This is a genomic window from Cupriavidus sp. TMH.W2 (assembly GCF_050847365.1).
Lineage (GTDB): Bacteria > Pseudomonadota > Gammaproteobacteria > Burkholderiales > Burkholderiaceae > Cupriavidus.
Map to the genome: position 1 here is coordinate 2,613,831 of NZ_CP193792.1, position 15,266 is coordinate 2,629,096.

15 protein-coding genes are annotated in these 15,266 nt (G+C 68.4%); 11 read left to right on the forward strand and 4 right to left on the reverse strand.

Annotated elements, in window-relative coordinates:
• The first annotated feature begins 44 nt into the window (after positions 1-44).
• The 3 genes from ACREYQ_RS11995 (at position 45) to ACREYQ_RS12005 (ending at position 1,434) form a co-directional block, all read left to right on the forward strand.
• Positions 45-353 carry a hypothetical protein gene (locus ACREYQ_RS11995; protein ID WP_432257818.1) on the forward strand — a complete coding sequence of 103 codons (309 nt, stop codon included), beginning with the start codon at positions 45-47 and terminating at the stop codon, positions 351-353.
• 124 nt (positions 354-477) lie between these two features.
• On the forward strand, positions 478-1,026 hold the full coding sequence (locus ACREYQ_RS12000) for a YaeQ family protein (RefSeq protein WP_432257819.1): 549 nt from the start codon (positions 478-480) through the stop codon (positions 1,024-1,026).
• A 60-nt stretch (positions 1,027-1,086) separates the two neighbouring features.
• The gene (locus tag ACREYQ_RS12005) at positions 1,087-1,434 is read left to right on the forward strand and encodes an FKBP-type peptidyl-prolyl cis-trans isomerase (RefSeq protein ID WP_010813699.1); all 348 of its coding nucleotides are present in this window, start codon (positions 1,087-1,089) and stop codon (positions 1,432-1,434) included.
• A gap of 64 nt (positions 1,435-1,498) precedes the next feature.
• Here the strand turns inward: ACREYQ_RS12005 and ACREYQ_RS12010 are convergent, their stop codons facing one another.
• Positions 1,499-1,819, reverse strand: a complete 321-nt coding sequence (locus ACREYQ_RS12010) for a hypothetical protein (RefSeq protein WP_432257820.1) — start codon at positions 1,817-1,819, stop codon at positions 1,499-1,501.
• 205 nt (positions 1,820-2,024) lie between these two features.
• On the opposite strand from ACREYQ_RS12010, the gene ACREYQ_RS12015 reads away from it, so the two are divergent.
• Both ACREYQ_RS12015 and ACREYQ_RS12020 read left to right on the forward strand, forming a co-directional pair.
• Entirely contained in the window at positions 2,025-2,852 is an 828-nt protein-coding gene (locus tag ACREYQ_RS12015) for a gamma-glutamylcyclotransferase (RefSeq protein WP_432257821.1), read from the forward strand.
• A 17-nt stretch (positions 2,853-2,869) separates the two neighbouring features.
• On the forward strand, positions 2,870-3,670 hold the full coding sequence (locus tag ACREYQ_RS12020; RefSeq protein WP_432257822.1) for an ankyrin repeat domain-containing protein: 801 nt from the start codon (positions 2,870-2,872) through the stop codon (positions 3,668-3,670).
• A gap of 426 nt (positions 3,671-4,096) precedes the next feature.
• Here ACREYQ_RS12020 and ACREYQ_RS12025 read toward each other — a convergent pair whose 3' ends face one another.
• Complete coding sequence (locus tag ACREYQ_RS12025; protein WP_432257823.1) at positions 4,097-5,812, reverse strand: long-chain fatty acid--CoA ligase; 1,716 nt, start codon at positions 5,810-5,812, stop codon at positions 4,097-4,099.
• A 189-nt stretch (positions 5,813-6,001) separates the two neighbouring features.
• On the opposite strand from ACREYQ_RS12025, the gene trxA reads away from it, so the two are divergent.
• Positions 6,002-6,850 (forward strand): thioredoxin, encoded by an 849-nt coding sequence (gene trxA / locus ACREYQ_RS12030; RefSeq protein ID WP_432257824.1) that lies wholly within the window; start codon positions 6,002-6,004, stop codon positions 6,848-6,850.
• A 25-nt stretch (positions 6,851-6,875) separates the two neighbouring features.
• Here the strand turns inward: trxA and ACREYQ_RS12035 are convergent, their stop codons facing one another.
• Positions 6,876-7,316 carry a bacteriohemerythrin gene (locus ACREYQ_RS12035; protein WP_432257825.1) on the reverse strand — a complete coding sequence of 147 codons (441 nt, stop codon included), beginning with the start codon at positions 7,314-7,316 and terminating at the stop codon, positions 6,876-6,878.
• Between the two features lie 124 nt (positions 7,317-7,440).
• Here ACREYQ_RS12035 and ACREYQ_RS12040 point away from each other — a divergent pair, with 124 nt between their 5' ends.
• Positions 7,441-8,019, forward strand: coding sequence for an AAA family ATPase (locus ACREYQ_RS12040; protein ID WP_432257826.1), 579 nt, complete (start codon positions 7,441-7,443; stop codon positions 8,017-8,019).
• A 15-nt stretch (positions 8,020-8,034) separates the two neighbouring features.
• Here the strand turns inward: ACREYQ_RS12040 and tcdA are convergent, their stop codons facing one another.
• Positions 8,035-8,904: a tRNA cyclic N6-threonylcarbamoyladenosine(37) synthase TcdA gene (gene tcdA, locus ACREYQ_RS12045; protein WP_432257827.1), complete on the reverse strand. Its 870-nt coding sequence runs from the start codon at positions 8,902-8,904 to the stop codon at positions 8,035-8,037.
• A gap of 209 nt (positions 8,905-9,113) precedes the next feature.
• On the opposite strand from tcdA, the gene ACREYQ_RS12050 reads away from it, so the two are divergent.
• The 4 genes from ACREYQ_RS12050 (at position 9,114) to ACREYQ_RS12065 (ending at position 15,251) form a co-directional block, all read left to right on the forward strand.
• A complete protein-coding gene (locus ACREYQ_RS12050; RefSeq protein WP_432257828.1) occupies positions 9,114-11,498 on the forward strand; it encodes an AsmA family protein in 2,385 nt (794 codons plus the stop codon).
• 302 nt (positions 11,499-11,800) lie between these two features.
• A complete protein-coding gene (locus ACREYQ_RS12055; RefSeq protein WP_432257829.1) occupies positions 11,801-12,994 on the forward strand; it encodes an MFS transporter in 1,194 nt (397 codons plus the stop codon).
• Between the two features lie 146 nt (positions 12,995-13,140).
• Complete coding sequence (gene pdxH / locus ACREYQ_RS12060) at positions 13,141-13,779, forward strand: pyridoxamine 5'-phosphate oxidase (RefSeq protein ID WP_432257830.1); 639 nt, start codon at positions 13,141-13,143, stop codon at positions 13,777-13,779.
• A 230-nt stretch (positions 13,780-14,009) separates the two neighbouring features.
• The gene (locus ACREYQ_RS12065; RefSeq protein ID WP_432257831.1) at positions 14,010-15,251 is read left to right on the forward strand and encodes a class I SAM-dependent methyltransferase; all 1,242 of its coding nucleotides are present in this window, start codon (positions 14,010-14,012) and stop codon (positions 15,249-15,251) included.
• The last annotated feature ends 15 nt before the right edge of the window (positions 15,252-15,266 follow it).

The following is a 15,266-nucleotide window of genomic DNA, read 5'->3' on the forward strand; positions in this document are numbered from 1 at the left end:
CACGCCTGCCGCGTGTGCCTGGCGGGGGGCGCGAGACAGAGACCATGTTCGACATCCATTCCGGCGACATCGTGGCCGCCGCGCTGGCGGCTGCCGGCGCGTGCCTCGCCTGCAGCATTCCGGGCGACTTTGTGCGCCGCTTCCCGCTGTGGGCGGTGCAGACTTATGGCCGCCGCGCGCTGCTGATGCCCTTCCTGGCGATGATGATCGGCACCTGGCTGTTCCGCCTCGGCGTCGCCGGCCAGATCAATACCCCGCCCGGACAGGCGCTGGTGCTGGCGGCCGCCTTCCTCGGCACGGTGCTGGTCTCGGCGCTGCTGCGCTTCTACCTGAAGGAATACCGCAAGCGCTGAGCCGCGGCACCGGCAAGACGCGCGCACGGCGTGTCTTGTGATTCGCCTTCTTGCGATTCGCGTATGATGCGGCCTTTTGCGTCTCCCGCACTCCAGCCGGGGCGCCTGCCGCTCACTTCACCTCATGGCGCTCAAATCCACCATCTTCAAAGCCGACCTGTCCGTCTCGGACATGGACCGGCCGTACTACGGCAGCCACAGCCTGACCATCGCCCAGCACCCGTCCGAGAATGACGCGCGCATGATGGTGCGCCTGCTGGCCTTTGCCTGCGAAGCCACCGAAACCCTGGCCTTCACCCGCGGCCTGGACGATCCCGACGAGCCCGACCTGTGGGACAAGCGCCTGACCGGCGACATCGCCCACTGGGTGGAGCTGGGCCAGCCCGACGAAGCGCGCCTGAAGCGCGCATCGGCCCGCGCCGAGCGCGTGACCATCTACACCTACAACGCCGCCAGCGCGCGCGAATGGTGGAAGGGCATGGCGGGCAAGGCCGGCAAGCTGCGCAACCTCACCGTCTACAATGTCCCGGCGGAAGCCGTCGAAGCCCTGGCCGCGCTGGCGCAGCGCGCCATGCGCCTGTCGGTGACGATCCAGGACGGCGATATCTGGGTGGCCGACGACGACCACAACGTGCAACTGACGCTGGATGTGCTCCAGCGCGCCCAAGCCTGAACGCAGCGGCGCTGCGCTCAACTCTCTTTCACGTCTGTTCCCATCGGAAGGAAATACGCCATGCAAACCACGCCCTCTGGCCTGCAGTACGAAGACACCACCGTCGGCGCCGGCGCCGAAGCCACCGCCGGCAAGCACGTCACCGTGCACTACACCGGCTGGCTGTACGAGAACGGCCAGGCCGGCCGCAAGTTCGATTCGAGCAAGGACCGCAACGACCCGTTCGTGTTCCCGCTGGGTGCCGGCCATGTGATCCGCGGCTGGGACGAGGGTGTGCAGGGCATGAAAGTGGGCGGTGTGCGCCGCCTGGTGATCCCGGCCGACCTCGGCTACGGTGCCCGCGGCGCCGGCGGCGTGATTCCGCCGAACGCAACGCTGCTGTTTGAAGTGGAACTGCTGGCTGTCTAAAGCCAGCACGGCGCTCCCGCGTATACCCCTCCGGGGCACGTGGGCGGGAGCGCCGTGCGAATCGCTAGAACCCGATGGCGGCGTTGCCGACATCGACGCGGACCTTGTCCCGGTCCAGCAGCCGCGCCGCATGGCGCGCATAGTCCTGCGCCCAGGCAGCATCGCCGGTGAAGCGCGCTTCTCCCGAGAACTTGGCGACATTCAGGATCTTGTCGATCACCAGCACCTTGCCGACCGGGCTCGACGCCTGGCAGTCCAGTTCGGTGTATTCCCGGTCGAACCAGCGCCACGCGGCGTCCTCGGTGACGGCGCCCAACTCGTCCGTGCCGATCGTGAAGTCATATTCCTTGCCGCTGCCGAACACCACCGTAAGCGTACGTGCCATCGCAGGTTCCCCCTGATCGGATTGAGGTCACCATTGTAAGGACATGGCAGCCGCGCGGGCCAGCAATTCACGGCCGCCTGATCGCGGACAAAGTTGGGCAGCGCTGGTCCGCTGCGAGTGGCAGGGGCGGCACCGCGCCGCGACCGTTGCGAACCACCCACACCCGCCCCGCTCACTCAGCCAATTCCGAGGAAAACTGGCACTTATGTCATTTCCTCCGCCTGCCCGGGGCGCCGCTTTGATTTATGCTTGCAGCATGGGCATCACGCGACAGGACCTCGAATCCGACCGGCTGCGCACCGCGCTGTGCAGCACCCCGGTTGCGTCCTCGCTGCTGCCCGAGGCGGCGCTGGAGCAGTCCCTTTCCGATACGCTGGCGCGCCGCCCGGAAGACCCCGCACTGGGCGGCGATGTCTGGGTATTCGGCTACGGCTCCCTGATCTGGAACCCGATGGTGGTCCACACCGAGCGCCTGCGCGCCACGGTGCACGGCTACCACCGCGGCTTTTACCTCTATTCACGCATCAACCGCGGCACCTGGGACAACCCGGGGCTGGTGCTTGGCCTGGACCGCGGCGGCTGCTGCCACGGCATGGTGTTCCGCATCCCCAGCCATGTGGTCGAGCAGGAGTTCCGCGTGTTGTGGCGCCGCGAGATGCTGACCGGCGCCTACCATCCGCGCTGGCTGCGCATCCGCATCGGCGGCGCCTGCGCGCCGGAGCAGCGCGCCCTCGCCTTCGTCATGAACCGGTCGCACGAGGCCTACGCCGGACGGCTGCCGGATACCAGCGTGGTCGAACGCCTGCGCCACGCCGCCGGGCTGTACGGCCCGGCGCGCGAATACCTGCAGCAAACTCTGCTGGGCCTGGCCACCAACGGCGTCGACGATCCCTACCTGGGACGGCTGTGGCGCCAGCTGCAGGCCGACGATGTCGCCGACGCCGAGCGCGCCGGGCGTGCCGCCAGCGCCACCGACGGCGCCCTTGACGGCGTGCCGGCGCCCTTGCCGGCCAGCCGCCACGAAACCGTCTGAGCCAAGGAGCTGCCGCCATGACGCGCCCCGCTGCCCGCACCCGCAGACAGGCACTCAATGAGTTGCTGGGCCTGGTGGGCTTGCTGATGGGCGGCGGCCTGCTGGCGGCGCAGGGCGGCCAGACGCTGGCGGCACGGCCCGCCGGCGGCGCGGCCAGCCAGCCCGCCGCCCGCCCGCCGCACGGCACGGCCACGCGGCCGCCAATACGGCACGACGCCATCGGCACGCTCGACCGCAACCTGATCACCGCCGCCGGCGCCGGCGACCAGGAACTGGTGGCGCGCCTGCTGGCCGCCGGCGCCTCGGCCCGCGCCGCCGATGAACGCGGGCGCAGCGCGCTGCTGGCGGCCGTGCAGAACCGGCGCACCGAGGTCGCGCGCAGGCTGCTGCTCGCTGGTGCCGACGTGAACCTGAAAGACGCCGAATCCAACAGCCCCTTCCTGCTGGCCGCCGCCACCGGCCAGGCCGACGTGGTGCGCCTGGCCCTGGCCAACGGCGCCGACCTGGCCAGCACCGACCGCTACGACGGCACCGCGCTGATCATCGCCAGCCAGCAAGGCCATGTGGAAGTGGTGAAGCTGCTGCTGAAGGCCGGCATTGCCGTCGACCACGTCAACGACCTGGGCTGGACCGCGCTGCTGGAGGCGGTGATCCTGGGCGATGGCAGCGCCCGCTACGAGGAAACCGTGCAGCTGCTGCTGGATGCGGGCGCGGACGCCAACCTGGCGGACCGCGAAGGCGTGAGTCCCACGCGCCATGCGCGCGAGCGGGGCTACAAGACCATGGTGAAGATGCTGATGCGGGTGCGGGGGCATTGAGGCGGCCCGGACCGTTTGCATCTCGCGATAACGCCTGCAGCAGGCTCCCCTCCCGCTTGCGGGAGAAACCGATGTACGCGGGCCATGCCGACTTGCTTCCAAGAACCGACACGTCGTCCCCGCGAAGGCGGGGACCCAGTGACTTCAAAGACGCTGGATTCCCGCCTGCGCGGGAATGACGGAGTGGGGTCAACGTTCTAAAGAAACGGTTCCTGGGTAGGGGTGGGGGGGTGAGGGCGGGCGCTTGCCGGAGCCGCTAGGCTGGGAAAAACCGTTGGCCCCGCTTCTTGTGGTTTCTAGCCAAATCACCCCTCCCCCCGGCCCTCTCCCCATGAGGCCATGAGGGGAGAGGGAGAACACCTTGCTTAGGCTAGCTCGGACGGCGTTGGTGCACCCGAAACCGTTGGCTTCGTCTTACTCTCGCCCTCAGGCGGCCGGCTTCTCCCCCGCGCCGGCATTGCGCGCATTCTCGCTTTCCTGCAGATGGCGCCACATCACCTTGCCCGTCCCCGACTTGGGCAGCGCATCGACAAACTCCACCACGCGCGGGTACTTGTAGGCGGCCATGTTCTCCCTGGCCCAGTCGATGATCTGCTCCGGCGTGGTCTTGCCCCTGGCATGGGCACGCAGCACCACCACCGCCTTGACCGTCTCGCCGCGGTACGGGTCGCGCGTGCCGATGATGCAGGCCTCCTGCACGTCGGGGTGCTTGTACAGCAGGTTTTCCACCTCGGCCGGCCAGACCTTGAAGCCCGACGCATTGATCATGCGCTTGAGCCGGTCGGTGATGAAGTAGTAGCCCTCCTCGTCCATGCGGCCCAGGTCGCCGGTGCGGAAGAAGGTCTTGCCCTCGAACTCGACGAAGGCGTCGCGGGTGGCATCTTCCTTGCCCCAGTAGCCCTTGAACACCTGCGGGCCGCTGACGATGATCTCGCCGGTCTCGTTGGGCGGCAGTTCCTTGAGCGTGACCGGGTCGACCACGCGCGCGTCGGTGTTGAAGGTCGGCACGCCCAGGCATTGCAGCTTGGGCCGGTCCGACGGGTTGCTGTGCGTCGGCGCCATGGTCTCGGACAGGCCGTAGCCTTCCAGGTAGCTCAGCCCGAACTGCTCGCGCAGGCGCTCGGCCACGGCCTGCGGCATGGCCGCGCCGCCGCCGCCGATATAGCGCAGGCTGGACAGGTCGAACCGGGCCAGGTTGGGGCTGGACAGGAAGTCGATCACCATGGTCGGGATATTGGTCCAGTGCGTGACCTGGTAGCGCGAAATCAGGTGGCCGGCCACTTCACGGTCCCAGCGCGGCAGCATCACCACGGTGGCGCCGCTGTAGATCGGGCCGTTCATGCCGTATTGCATGCCCGTGACATGGAACAGCGGCAGCACCGACAGGATCACCGATTCCGCGCCCGAGCCCGACCAGGTCGCGCCGCCGACGACGTTGTGCATCACCGAGCGGTGCGTATGGATGCAGCCCTTGGGGAAGCCGGTGGTGCCCGAGGTGTACGGCATCACCGCCATGTCGTCCGGGCCGGCGGTGTGCGGGCCGGGCTGCAGGCCGGCGCCCAGCGCCTCGGGCCACGCTGTGGCGCCGGCGGGCAGCGGATGCGGCGTGGTCAGCCAGGCCGGCGGCGCGTCTTCCGGGTGCTCGTGCGCGGACGGCAGTGCATCGGCATATTGCGTCACCAGCAAATGCTGCAGGCGCTCGGCCGGCTCCAGTTCAGACTGAGCCTGCTCGACCCCGGCCGCCAGGTCGGCGGTGAAGATCGCCACGCGCGCCTGCGCATCGGTGACGTAGTGCTTGAATTCCTCGGCACGGTTCATCGGGTTGACCGGCACCACCACTGCGTCGGCGCGCAGGATGGCGTAGTAGCTGACGATGAACTGCGGGCAGTTCTGCATGTACAGCAGCACCCGGTCGCCCTTCTTCACGCCCGCCTTCTGCTGCAGCCAACCGGCCACCGCGGTGGCCTGCGCCTCCAGTTCACGGAAGGTGATCGCGTTGCCGAAGTAGCGGATCGCGGCCTTGTCGGCATGGCGGAGCGCCGAAACCTCCAGGTTGGCCCAGAGCGACGTCTCCGGCAGCACGATGGCAGTCGGCAGGCGCTTCGGCCAGAACTGGAAATGCGGGCGGGCTGGGGTCTGCATGAAACGTCTCCTGTGCGGTCTCGCGGACCGGGTCTGTCGGTATGGTCAAGGACTATAACCGAACGATCGTTCTATTTTCAACCGCAGGCTTTCCCGAACGCCGCCGGCGCGGTATTTGCAGCGGGCGTTGCATTCGGCGCCTTCGCCCTCACAATAGAGGGATAGAACCCTTCCGATCCAGGATTCCCCATGAGCGACGTCACCCTGCAGAATTTCGAAACCGAAGTGATCGACGCCTCGCGCGAGATACCCGTGCTCGTCGATTTCTGGGCGCCCTGGTGCGGCCCGTGCCGCACACTGGGGCCGATGCTGGAACGGCTCGAAGCCGAGGCGGGCAGCCAGTGGAAGCTGGTCAAGGTCAATGTCGACGAGAACCAGGAGCTCGCCGCGCACTTCGGCGTGCGCAGCATCCCGCATGTGGTGGCGATTGCCGACGGCCAGGCGGTGGACCAGTTCATCGGCGTGCTGCCCGAGTCGGGCCTGCGCGAATTCCTCGGCCGCCTGGCGCCGCAGCCCGCCCCCACGGCGCTGCAGGACGCGCAGCAGCTCGCCGCCGAGGGCGACCGAACCGGCGCCGAAGCCAGATTCGCCGAAGCGATCGCGCTGGATCCGGAACATGCCGACACCGCCCGGCTGGCCTATATTGCCTTCCTGCTGGACGGCAACGACATCGGCGCGGCCCGGGCCCAGTTCGAGGGGCTGTCGCCGAACGCCGCGCAAGAGAACGCCTGCGCCGCGCTGCGTACACGCATGGAAGCCATGGAGAACGTGTCGGGCCTGCCCGACGAGGGCACGCTCACCGGGCGCATCGCCGCGAACCCGCGCGACCTTGCGGCAAGGCTGGACCTGGCCAGGCTGCTGATCGCGCGCCAGCAGTACGAGCCGGCGCTGGAGCAGTTGCTGGAAATCGTGCGCGCCGACCGGACCTTCGAGGACGATATCGGCCGCAAGACCATGCTGTCGGTGTTCGAGATGCTGGCCGACCGGCCCGATGCGGTGTCGCGCTGGCGCCGTCAGCTGAGCACTTCGCTGAACTGAAGGGCCGGACGCGGGGCGAGATGGCTCAGGCCGCCGTGACGGGGCCTTCGACCAGCGTGAAGCCGTTCTCGCGCATATGCTCGACCATCATCGCGTCCATCGACTTGACGTGATGGTCGAACCAGCCTGACAGCTCGGCCACCAGCCGGCGGCCAAGCTGGAACTCGGCGTCGGTGTGCACCTTGTCGCGCACCGCGGCGGCCACGGCCAGCACCTGCTGGTGCTCGCCCGCGTGGCAATGGCGCGGGCCGAAGCCCATCGCCTCCATCCACTGCTCTTCCTGGGCGAAATGATGGCGGGTATGGTCGATCCATTCGTCCATCGCCGCCAGGAAGCCGGCATCGTCGGCGCCGGCCACCGCGGCCAGCAGTTGCACGAATTCGGCATGGGTGGCGTCGGTGACCGGTTCGCCCAGATGGAGGTGGTCGGGCAGGCCGGCGGCGGAAAGCTGGTCTTTGGCGTCCATGGGATCGGCGGCAATCGTGGAGAAAAACGGCAAGGATACCCAATCGGCGCGGCCCGGGCCTGATCTGGCGCAAGCCACGGGGTATGCTGTGGGCAATGCGCCCCGCCCGCCACCTCTGCACTTCATGCCACGACTGATCTTCTTCTGCGGCCATGCCGGCACCGGCAAGACCACCCTCGCCCACCGCCTGATCGGCCCGCTGATGCAGGCTACCGGCGAGCCCTTCTGCCTGCTCGACAAGGACACCCTGTACGGCCGCTACAGCGCCGCGGCGATGGCGGCCATCACCGGCGACCCCGACGACCGCGACAGCCCGGCCTACCTGGATAACCTGCGCGACCCGGAATACCAGGGGCTGCTCGACACCGCGCGCGAAAACCTGGCGCTGGGCATCAGCGTGATCGTGATCGGCCCGCTGTCGCGCGAGGTCAAGGCCCACCTGCTTAACGACCCCGACTGGCTGCACTTGCCCGCCGGCACCACGGTGCGCACGGTCTGGGTCCACTTGCCGGAAGACGAGGCCCATGCCCGCATCATCCGGCGCGGCAACCCCAACGACGCCTACAAGCTGCACCACTGGGAGGCCTACCGCACCCGGCGCTTCATGCCCGCACCCGAGGCATATCCGGAACTGATCTTCTTCGACAACCAGGCCCCGGGTGAGCCGGAGATCGACGGACTGTTGCGCGCGCTGAGCGCCTGAGCGGCGGATCGATGTTCAGCCGCGCGCGATCTCGCCGATCACCGCCGACGCCGCGACAAAGCCGAACACCGCCGTCACCGCCACCGACGAGCCGAAGCCCGCGCACGCCAGCCCTTGCGGGCCGCGCATGGCTGGCTGGCCAGGGTGCCCGTCTGCCGGCGGCGCCTCGTCGATCTCGCAGGCCTGCTGCTCGGGCTCGGGGTATTGCAGCGGCTCGTCCGAATAGACCGCGGCAATGCCGAACTTCTTCTTCGGGTCGCGCGTAAAGCCCCATTGCTTGCGCAGGCCGGCGCGCACCTTGGACAGCAGCGGGTCCTGGATGGTGCGCGCAAGGTCGGCGATGCGCACGCGCGTGGGGTCAAGCTGGCCGCCAGCGCCGCCGCAGGCGATCACCGGCACGTCCTGGCGCCGGGCCCAGCCCAGCATGGCGATCTTCACCCGCACCGCGTCGATGGCGTCGATCACATAGTCGTAGCCCGCGCCGAGCAGCGCCGGCACATTGTCCTCGGTCACGAAATCGTCGACCTGGGTCACCCGGCAGCGCGGGTTGATGGCAACGATGCGCTCGGCCATGGCCTCGACCTTGGCGCGCCCGTAGGCGTCGCCCAGCGCATGGATCTGGCGGTTGGTGTTGGACAGCGCGATATGGTCCAGGTCGATCAGCGTGATGCGGCCGACCGCATTGCGCGCCAGCGCCTCGGCCGCCCAGCTGCCAACCCCGCCGATGCCGACCACGCACACGCTGGCCGCCTCCAGCCGCGCCAGGCCGGCGGCGCCGTAGAGCCGCGCAACGCCGCCGAAACGGCGGTGGTAGTCGTCGTCGGCCGGGCTTTCGTGGGTCAGCGGCTCGGGCAGGCCGGCCAGTTCGTGTGCGGCATCATTCATACTGAAAGAATCAGGTCACCGGAAACAGGCTGCACCGCATGCGGCAACGTCGGGAAAAATACCGGCGCTTTCCGGCGGCGATGTCAGCCAATCCCCGACAAATGCGGGAAGCGCGCAACTATACAATAGACGTGCAGTGGCCCGCTCGCCGCCCCGCGCCTGCGCGGGCGGCCCGCGGGGCTGCTCCGCCAGCCAGGAGAGCCTGCCTCATGTCCGTGCGCCGCAAGGTCGTTTTGTGGAGTGTCCTGACACCGGTTGCGCTGATCGCGCTGCTGGTGATCGTGATTCTGACCTTTGACTGGAACCGGCTCAAGCCCTGGCTCAATGACCGCGTCTCGCAAGCCATCGGCCGGCCCTTTGCCATCAATGGCGACCTGACCGTGACCTGGCGCCGCGGCGAGGGCGAGACCGGCTGGCATACGCTGGTGCCATGGCCGCGGCTGTCGGCGCGCGACATCACCATCGACAATACCGACTGGGCCGCGCAGCCCAAGATGGCGACCGTGCGCGAACTGATCTTCGTGCTGCGCCCGGTGCCGCTGCTGACGCACGAGATCGCCGTGCCCACCATCGTCATCGACAGCCCCGCGGTGTGGCTGGAGCGCCTGGCCGACAGCCGCAACAACTGGACCTTCGATACCGGCCCCAAGACCGGCAAGTCCAAATGGCAACTGGATATCGGCGAGGTGGTGCTGGCGCGCGGCAACCTGGCGCTGACAGACCAGCTCAAGAAGATCGAGCTGCAGGCCGAACTTGACACCATCGGCAACGCCGCCCTCTATGACAAGGCACGCGACGGCGCGCTGATCGCACCACAGGCCTCCGCGGTAGCGCCCGGGCCGCCTGCCAGCGCACCCGAGACGGCATCGGCGCCGGCGGCCGCCGGCCCGGCTTCCGCGGCCGCCGCTGCCGCCAACGGCCGCTATGGCGTGCGCTGGAAGGCCACCGGCCGCTACAACGAGGCCACCATCAACGCCACCGGCAAGGCCGGCACGGTGCTGAGCCTGCGCAATGCCGACGTGCCTTTCCCGATCCAGGCCGACGTGCGCGTGGGCACCACGCGCGCGCAGATCGAAGGCACCGTGACCAACCCGGCCCACCTGGCCGCGCTGGACGTGCACCTGACCCTGGCCGGCGACAGCATGGCCAGACTCTACGCCCTGACCGGCGTGGTGCTGCCGTCGACGCCGCCGTACCAGACCCGCGGCCGGCTGATGGCGACGCTGCGCAAGGAAGGCTCGATCTACGAATACCAGAATTTCACCGGCCGTGTCGGCGGCAGCGACCTGTCCGGCACGCTGACCTTCACCAAGCGCGACCCGCGCCCGCTGCTGGCGGGCAACCTGGTGTCGGAACAGCTGCGCTTTGCCGACCTGGCCCCGCTGATCGGCGCCGGTGCCAGGCCCGGCCGCCCGGCCAAGGACAGCCCCGTGGCCCAGCCCGTCGACAAGGTGCTGCCGGTGGCCCCGTTCCGCACCGAGCGCTGGGACGAGATCGATGCCGACGTGCACTTTACCGGCAAGCGCATCATCCGCGATGCCGCGCTGCCGATCACCGACCTGCTCACCCACCTGAAACTGCAGGACGGCGTGCTGCTGCTCGATCCGCTCAACTTCGGCGTGGCGGGCGGCAACCTGGTGTCGACCCTCAGGCTGGACGGCAAGCGCGAGCCGATGGGCGCCATGGTCGACATGAGCGCGCGGCGCATGAAGCTCAAGCAGCTGTTCCCGACCTTCGAGCTGATGCGCGCGAGCATAGGCGAGCTCAATGGCAGCGCCAGGCTGTCGGCCACCGGCAATTCGGTGGCGGCGCTGATGGGCTCATCCAATGGCGAAGCCAAGCTACTGGTCGAGAACGGCACGATCAGCAAGTTCCTGCTTGAAGCGATGGGGCTGAACGTGGGCAGTGTGGTGATCCGCAAGCTGTTCGGCGACAAGACGGTGCAGATCAATTGCGGCGTCAGCGACTTTACCTTCACCGACGGCATCGCGCGCGCCCGCACCTTCGTGCTGGATACGCAGGATGCGGTGATCGAGACCACCGGCGGCATCGACCTGCGCAATGAAAGGCTGGCGCTGACCATCCACCCGGACTCCAAGGGCCTGCGCGTGTTCTCGCTGCGCTCGCCGCTGTATGTGGGCGGCACCATGAAGAAGCCATCCGTCAGCCCGGACATCGGCGTGCTGGCGCTGCGCGCCGGCGGCGCCCTGTCGCTGGCGCTGCTGGCGCCAGTGGCCACGGCGGTATTGCCGCTGGTCGACCTGTCCACGGGCAGCGACAACACCCAGTGCGCGAAGCTGCTGGCCGACCTGCGCAAGCGCCCCACCGCGCCGCCGCCGGGCAAGACCTACAAGGATCCGAAGGCCGTCCGCGCGCCCGCCGCCAAACCGGTTGTGGCGCCGGCTGCCGCAGCCGCCCGGCACGGCAAACCGGTGGGTGCCCGCGGACGCGAGCAAGGCAAACCAGTGGGTGCCCGCGAACACGAGCAAGCCAGGCCGGTGGGTGCCCGCGAACGCGAGCAAGCCAGGCCGGGCGGCCACCAGCGCGCCCCGGCACCGCCAAGTCCGTACGACGCGTTCTACCGGGGCGCTTAGACTTCCCGACGTCCGCCCGGACGGCGCCTGCGGGACCCGAAGCAGATTCGCTGAAGCAAATTCGCAACACGTTGCCCCGCTGCGACAACTGGCCGCACTTATCCGTTGTGCCGCGCCCCCGGCGGGCGCATAATTAAACAGCCACTTACAAGAAGTTCAAGCATGGCAAGCATTGGATGCGGCGCGGGCTCGCCCGGGCAGCCTCCTTCGAAAGGCGCGGCCACGGCCGCCCTTGTTTTTCCGCCTCGGCCCGGCCGCCGGCCGCCACCGGGCGCGGCCCCACGACGCCACTCGCCGCCCCCATGACGCTGACGCACGCCGCCGTCCCGCCGATCACCTGGCTGATCGCACTGACGGTGTGCAACCACGTGGCCTTCAATGCCAGCCGCGTGGTGGTGTCGCTGTTCGCGATTTCCCTGAAGGCTTCCACCGTCACGCTTGGCGTGCTGATGTCGCTTTACGCAGTGCTGCCGATGCTGCTGGCAATCCGCGCCGGCAAGCGCATCGACGAAATCGGGCCGCGCAAGCCGATGACCGCGGGCTCGCTGATGGTGGTGGCGGGCACGCTGCTGCCGGCGCTGTGGCACGACATTGGCTCGCTGTACCTGTCGTGCGCGCTGATCGGCGTCGGCTTCATGCTGGTCCAGGTGGCGATGCAGCTGCTGATCGGCCAGGTCTCCACCAACGACACCCGGCTGCGCAACTACACCTGGCATGCGCTGGGGCTGTCGGTGTCCGGCACGGTGGGCCCGGTGGCGATGGGCTACGTGATCGAGCACGCCGGTTTCCGCCCCGCCTTCATGGTGCTGGTGGCGGTGGCGCTGGTCGGCCAGGCCGGCCTGCAGTGGGTGCGTCCGCGCCTGCCCGCGCAAGGCGGCAACGCCGGGCGCATCGCCATCGAGGACGGCAGCCGCCGCTCCACGCTGGACTTGCTGCAGCATCCCGAACTGCGCGCGGTGTTCATCGCCAGCGCGGTGCTGTCGGCTGCATGGGACCTGCACGCCTTCCTGATCCCGATCCAGGGCTCGCGCATCGGCCTGTCGCCGTCGTCGATCGGCTGGGTGCTGGGCGCCTTCGCCATTGCCACCTTTGCCATCCGCGTGGCGATGCCGGCGGTGTCGCGCCGGCTCTCCGAGTGGAAGATCATCCGCACCGCGCTGCTGGTGGGCGCGCTGGCCTACCTGGCCTACCCCTTCGTTGCGCAGTTCTGGCTGATGTGCGGGCTGGCCTTCGTGCTGGGACTGGCGCTGGGCAGCGCCCAGCCCAATGTCATGAACATCCTGCACACGGTGTCGCCGCACGGCCGCGCCGGCGAGGCGCTGGGGCTGCGCTCGGCCGTGCTCAACACCAGCCAGGTCGTGTGGCCGCTCACCTTCGGCGTGGTCGGCACCGCGCTGGGCATGCTGCCGATCTTCCTGTCGATGGCGGGAGCGATGGGCGCCGCCGGCTACTACTCGCGGCGCCAGGGGCGCAAGGTGCTGCCGCCGCCGGTTTGACACCCGCCGCGGGTGCTGACACCGATACGCTTGTCGCCACGCAAATGCGATCCCCGATGCATTCGCTATACTCGAATCAGCCGGACCTGCGGCCCCCCGCCCCCGGGCGCACCGCGCTTCCCGACCGATATCCTGATGATTGCGACATGACTCAACTTGCCGACCTTCGCCGCACCTATGTGCTGGGCGCGCTGTCCGAAACCGACGTGGCCCCCGACCCGATGAGCCAGTTCAAGCGCTGGTTCGACGAGGCGGTCACGGCCAAGCTGCCCGAACCCAACGCCATGACCCTGGCCACGGTCGACGCCGACGGCCAGCCGTCCGCGCGCATCGTGCTGCTCAAGGGCATCGACGACCGGGGCTTCACCTTCTACACCAACTACGAAAGCCGCAAGGGCCTGGACCTGGCGGCAAACCCGCGCGCCGCGCTGCTGTTCCACTGGGTCCAGCTGGAGCGCCAGGTGCGCGTCGAAGGCCGCGTCGAGAAAGTCACGGACGACGAGAGCGACGCCTATTTCGCCACGCGCCCGCTGGGCTCGCGGGTGGGCGCATGGGCCTCCGCGCAAAGCCGCGAGGTGCCCGGCCGCGACGTGCTGGAGCAGCGCGAGCAGGAATACCGCAGCAAGTTCGGCGAAAACCCGCCGCGCCCGCCCTACTGGGGCGGCTACCGCGTGGTGCCGACCGCGCTGGAGTTCTGGCAGGGCCGCCCCTCGCGGCTGCACGACCGCATCGCCTTCCGCCTGCAACCCGGCGGCGACTGGCAGATCGTGCGGCTGTCGCCCTGAGGAGGCTGGCACGCCGGAACGCTCGCCAACAGCGCCGAACAGGCCGCTAGTGGGGTCTTCTGGACGGTGCGCTGCACAAGTTGCGGAATTGGACTAAAGTGAGACAGGCGTCGCTTGGCTACTCTTTTCTTGCAGCGCTCGTGACGGATCGGGCAAGGTTCCAGCGCAGTACCAGCCTTGCCTGATGCGTCGGCCGAAGCGTGTGCCGCAACCATCGGGAGGTAAAGCGCATGTTTTTCAAGCAAGCCCTGGAAAAGCAACTCGACAACTGGATCGCCGACCTGCGAGAGAATGCCAATCTGCCGGTCAGCTTGCGGCTGTGGAATGGCACTGAGTACCCGCTCGGGCACTTCGACAAGCCGGCCGTCACGCTGACCGTGCGCGAGGCCACGGCACTGCCCCTGCTGCTGACGCCAAGCCTGGACAACCTGGGCGAAGCGTATGTGCAGGAAAAAATTGACTTCGATGGCAGGCTGGCCGACATCATCAAGGTCTCCTACGGTTTATCGGCCGCGGCCACGCGCCGTGCCGGCGGCGCGCTGTACAAGGTGGCGCAGCACTTCGCGCATAGCAAGCAGGAAGACAAGGCGTCGATCCAGTACCACTACGACGTCTCCAACGACTTCTACCAGCTCTGGCTCGACCCCAACATGGTCTACTCCTGCGCCTACTTCGAGCACGGCGACGAAGACCTGGCCACCGCGCAGATCAAGAAGATCGACCACATCCTGACCAAGATCCGGCTGCAGCCGAACCAGACCCTGCTCGATATCGGCTGCGGCTGGGGCGCGCTGGTGCTGCGCGCGGCGCAGAAGTTCGGCGCGCGCTGCGTGGGCATCACGCTGTCGCAGAACCAGTTCGACCTGGCCACCGAGCGCGTCCGGGCCGCGGGACTGTCCGACCGCATCGAGATCCGGCTGCAGGACTACCGCGACACCGCAGGCACCTTCGACCGCATCACCAGCGTCGGCATGTTCGAGCACGTGGGCAAGGCCAACCTGCCCGGCTACTTCCGCCGCATCCGCGAACTGCTGGCCGACGACGGCTATGCGATGAATCACGGCATCACCTCGCCCGACCCGGACAACGGCGCGACGCCGATGGACGGCGCCGAGTTCATGGACCGCTACGTGTTCCCGCAGGGTGAGCTGCCGCATATCGGACTGGTGCTGCGCACGATGCAGCAAGGCGGCCTGGAAGCCTTCGACGTCGAGCTGCTGCGCCGCCACTACGCGCGCACGCTGCACCACTGGGCGGAAAACTTCGAAGCCCGCGGCGACACCATCCGCAGCCTGGTCGGCGAGAAGAAATACCGCATCTGGCGCGTCTACCTGGCCGGCTGCGCGCATGCCTTCGAGACCGAAAAGATGGCGATCTACCAGGTGGTCTGCCACAAGGCCGGGCTACCGGCGAGCACGCTGCCTTGGTCGCGCCGCTATATCTATGACCAACCCATTGGCAGCAAAGACTGAAGGCAACGCTGGCGA